Origin of the sequence: Bradyrhizobium sp. (assembly GCF_049798375.1) — a bacterium.
Taxonomy (GTDB): domain Bacteria; phylum Pseudomonadota; class Alphaproteobacteria; order Rhizobiales; family Xanthobacteraceae; genus Bradyrhizobium.
The window spans coordinates 1-4,298 of the sequence record NZ_JBARGP010000575.1 but is presented as its reverse complement, the minus strand read 5'-3'; the positions used below and the strand labels follow the sequence as shown (position 1 = coordinate 4,298).

Here is a 4,298-nt window from a genome sequence, read left to right as displayed (position 1 = left end):
CCCACGAGACCTGCTCTGGCCAGGCCGCGATCGCGCCGCCTTCGCCGGCACTGCGTTTATGCAAGGCGAGATCGAGATCGCCACGGTCGAGATCGCGCTTCAGGTTGATGCTCTGGTCGGCGCGCACATCGAGCCGCAGTGACGGGTGGGCGCGGGAAAAGCCGGCCAGCACCTTCGCCAGGCGATAGGCCGCGAAATCTTCGGGAATGCCAAGCTTCACCGCGCCATCGCTGCCCGGGCGCGCCACCACGTCGCGCGCCTCCTCGGCGAGCGCCAGCAGCCGCCGCGCATAGGACAATAGCCGCTCGCCGGCTTCGGTCGGCGTCACGTCCTTGCCGTTGCGGTGGAGCAGGACCTGGCCGAGATCGTCCTCCAGCCGCTTGATCTGCTGGCTCACGGTCGACTGGGTGCGATGGACGCGCTCGCCGGCCCGGGTGAACCCGCCGGCATCCACTACCGAGACGAAGCTGCGCAACAAGTCGAGATCGAGCATTGGATCATTCAAAAAATCGATGCAACTCAGTTTATCATTTAATTTCCAAATGAAAAGTCTTGAACCTAGACCGAGGGCGAAGGAGATTGCCCAACTATGTCGCTCGCACCCCCGGTATCCATGTCCCGTCCCGGTTTGAATTCGCTGCCGTTCGAAATCGGCCTGTTCTGCCTGCTGTGGAGCTTCGCCTTCGTCGCCGGCAAGATCGGCGTCACCTATTGCCCACCGCTGTTGCTGTTGGCCGCGCGATTCTCGCTGGCGGGCGTGCTGATCCTGGCGCTCACGTTGCTGCGGCGTGACGGCTGGGCAATGAGCTGGCGCGACGCCGCGGTGTTCGCGATCATCGGCATCGCCAACAACGCGCTCTATCTCGGCCTCGGCTATACCGGCCTGAAGACGGTCTCGGCCGGGCTCGGCGGCCTGATCGTCTCCGCCAATCCGGTGTTCACCGCCGTTTTCGCGGCAGTCGTGCTGGGCGAGGCCCTGACCTGGCGCAAGGTCGCGGGGCTCTCGCTCGGCATCGTCGGCGTCGCCATGATCGTCTGGCACCGGCTGTCGGTCGGATCGGACCATCTCGGCGGCATCTTCTTTACGCTCGGTGCGCTGGCCTCGATCGTCGCCGGCACCATCCTGTTCAAGCAGCTCGCGCCAAAGGGCTCGTTGTGGATCGGCAACGGCATCCAGAATCTCGCCGCCGGCATCGTGCTGTGGCCGTTCGCGCTGGGTCTGTCCAACACCAATGCGATCGTGTGGAATGCGCAGCTCGCCGGGGCCTTCGTCTTCCTGGTGTTCGGCGGCTCGATCCTGGCCTATGTGCTCTGGTTTCACATGCTGAAAGTGTGCGGCGCGACCGCGGCCAGCGCCTATCACTTCGTGATGCCGCCATTGGCGATGGTGTTCGCCTTCCTGGTGCTCGGCGAGCACGTCGCGTTGCAGGATCTCGCCGGCATCATCCCGGTTGCGCTCGGCGTCTATCTGGTGACGCGGACGCCGGTGCGAGGAGCGGGTGTCACTCCTGAGGCTGCAATAAGTCGATGATCCTATCTCGGTGTCATTCCCCGCGAAGGCGGGGAATCCAGTACGCCGCGGCCTCTCGGTGAGTCACAGTCCTCTCTGGAATACTGGGTCCCCCGGTCAAGCCGGGGGACGACAGCGGAATGTGGATCGTCAACTCGCCTCGAACTACGACTGTGGCTACCGCGCGCGGACCGGCGCGGTGACCAGGTTCATCGCCAGCGCGTCCTGGTCGTCGAGCCAATGGATCTTGCGCGTCGCGGACATGGCTTCGACCACTCGGGCCGAGACGCCCATCTTGGTCATGTAACTCAGGATCGTTCCGGTCATGCGCTGGGCATAGGCGACCGGATCGGACATCTCGTCGGTGGTGGTGAAGCGATGCACGCCGAGCGCCGAGTGCTCGACGCCGAAACGCGGCGAGCCGCCCGCATAGGCCATCACGCAGGCGCTGGCGCAATGGGCGGCGCTGACGTGGCCTGTGTCGTCGGCAACGCCGACAGCGGTGGCGAGCCCTCGCGCCCGGATGACTTCGCCCATGATCATGGCCTGATAGACATTGCCACCCGGCGAGGACAGCAGCACCACGTCGCCCTTCGTCAGATGCGCCTCGTCGATCCGGTCGCGCAGCCAACTCGCGGCGGCGGGACCGATCTCGCCCGAGATCGCCAGCGCCGCGCGGCCGTGGCCGCTGTGGTCGATATCGACATTGGAGATCCGCGCCGAGGTCAGGCTTGGCGAGACCCATAGGTCCTTCAAATAGGACCAGCCATCCGGCCCCGACAGGTCGCGATAGGCGCGCACGCCGATGCTCGCGATGATCGCAGTGAAGCAGATGACCGAGGCAAGCCGCCGCCACTGATAGACGGAGGGGCAGGTCGCGGCGCTCCGCTGCTGTGCGGGCGGCCGAGGAGGCACACCGCGCGGCGGTGCCACCCACGGACCGGTCGGCGGCCGCTTGAAACGTGGTCCGTCCTCTCCAAGATGATCCGTCACGTCAACGCTCCGCACGGCCTGGCGCCGTCGTGCGACGGCTGGTGTTTCCTACACGGATTTATGCGGGGAGACTATGACGTTGCGACCGCATGATGGCGATTGACGCTCTCAGAACTACCTGTGTCTTGGATACATTGGCGACGGCTCGCTGCAGCCTCGCCCCGCTCTCGTCCGCCATAGCTCGACGAGCGACGGCGGATGCGGGGAGAGGTCGGATGGCATCGAAGATGACATCCGGGGTACAGGTCTAACTACTCGCACTGCTGGTGCGGCTGCCCTTCACCGCAACCCTCCCAGCGCGAGCGAAGCTCGTCGCGACCCCGTAAGAACGGGCAGAAGGGGCGCATCGTCTTCGGCGACGGCTCGTGACCTCGGGAGAGATCTAAGTCGAGATCGCCTTCAGCCGATCAATGCACCGCCGCCACTGGTGTGGCCGCTGCGGTGCGCTTGACCGTCATCGGCTTCGCGGCCGGCTTGGCAGCCGCCTGCACCGGTGCGTCCCAGCCGCCGGGAGGCGTCGGCACGTTGATGGCGTCGTCGGGCTGCGGCTCGGCGGTGAAGGTCTGGAGCGCGAGCTTGGCGGCGGCCAGCGACTGCGGGTCGAGGCGTTTCGCCACGTCGTCACGCTTGCGGACGGCGTCGGGGTCGCCCTGCGCCGCCACCAGCGAGAACCATTTGTAGGATTCAGCCAGGTTCTGCTCGACGCCGATGCCGCGGGCGTAGAGCACCGCGAGATTGAACTGGCTGTCGGCGACGCCGCGCTCGGCTGCCTTGCGGAACCATTGCGACGCGCTCTTGTAGTTCGCGCCCTTGCCGCCGCCGTCGGCGTCGAGCACCGCGAGATTGTGCATCGCCTTGGCGTTGCCGCGCTCGGCCGCCATCATGTAGTAGCGGCGCGCAGTGTCCGGATCTTTCTTCACGCCGAGGCCCTTCTCGTAGAAGGTGCCGAGCCGGAACACGGCGGGAATCAGCCCGGCCTGCGCCGCGCGATCGTACCATTTCGCCGCTTCCTCGAAATTCGTCGGCACGCCCTTGCCCTCGGCAAAGCGCACGCCAACCTCGTAGGCCGCGGTCGGATCGCCCTTCAGCGCAGCCGTGCGCAAGGCGCCGCCGCCGATGGCATCCGGCAGCCGCTCGGTCGCCGGCACTGAAACATTGGGGAGCTTCTGGCCGTTCGCCGCCGTCGGAGCCGGCACTGTTCCAGTGACGTCGTTCGCAGCGGGCGGGTCCTGATCCCCGGGAATCGCGAGCATCGCCACGGTCTCGGCTTCGGACGGCATCGACTTGTTATAGGACTGCCGTTCGAGCGGCGTCGGTGAGGTCATCGACGGTGCGCCGGGGACCGACGCGCCAGGCTTGGCAGCTGAAGGGATCATCGGAGTCTGAAGCTGCGGCGACGCATCGCTTCGGCTTTCGACCGCAGGCGCAGGCGGCGGCGTGCTGCCGGCGTCGAGCAGCGACATCGCCAGCTTGAAGGTGCCGAGCACGATCACGACCACGCTGGCGCCGACCAGCAGCGAGCGGATCTTGGAGCTGATGCCCGAACCTTCCCTGGCCGGATCGGCGCTGATCACGGGCTTGGGATTGTCCTTCGGCTTCTCCTTGGCTTTGGGCTTTTCCTTGACCTTGTTTGCCTTGTCGGCGCCCTTTGCCTTGGTCTCGACCGGCTGGGCAGCCGCGGCCTGCGCGGCACGGCGCGCGGCGGCAATGAAGCTTGAGGTCGACACCGGCTCACGCTTGCCGGCCGGAAGCTCGCTGATGGCTTCTTCCGAGGCCGCGATGCGCTCGGCCGGGG

Annotated in this window: 3 protein-coding genes and 1 pseudogene; 1 reads left to right on the top strand and 3 read right to left on the bottom strand. The window is 66.4% G+C overall.

Annotated elements, in window-relative coordinates; all coding sequences use genetic code 11:
* On the bottom strand, positions 1 to 493 hold a 493-nt coding region (locus WA702_RS23040; protein ID WP_425112865.1), incomplete at its 3' end, for a LysR family transcriptional regulator.
* 96 nt (positions 494 to 589) lie between these two features.
* Between WA702_RS23040 and WA702_RS23035 the strand changes: the two genes are divergently transcribed.
* The gene (locus WA702_RS23035) at positions 590 to 1,531 is read left to right on the top strand and encodes a DMT family transporter (RefSeq protein ID WP_425112864.1); all 942 of its coding nucleotides are present in this window, start codon (positions 590 to 592) and stop codon (positions 1,529 to 1,531) included.
* Between the two features lie 156 nt (positions 1,532 to 1,687).
* Here the strand turns inward: WA702_RS23035 and WA702_RS23030 are convergent, their stop codons facing one another.
* The gene (locus WA702_RS23030) at positions 1,688 to 2,503 is read right to left on the bottom strand and encodes a hypothetical protein (RefSeq protein ID WP_425112863.1); all 816 of its coding nucleotides are present in this window, start codon (positions 2,501 to 2,503) and stop codon (positions 1,688 to 1,690) included.
* A gap of 407 nt (positions 2,504 to 2,910) precedes the next feature.
* Positions 2,911 to 4,298: pseudogene (locus tag WA702_RS23025) on the bottom strand (hypothetical protein); the annotation flags it as partial.

Excerpts from the sequence above, each read along its gene's own strand:
- WA702_RS23035 (WP_425112864.1), top strand. The coding sequence starts at position 590 with ATGTCGCTCGCACCCCCGGTATCCATGTCCCGTCCCGGTTTGAATTCG.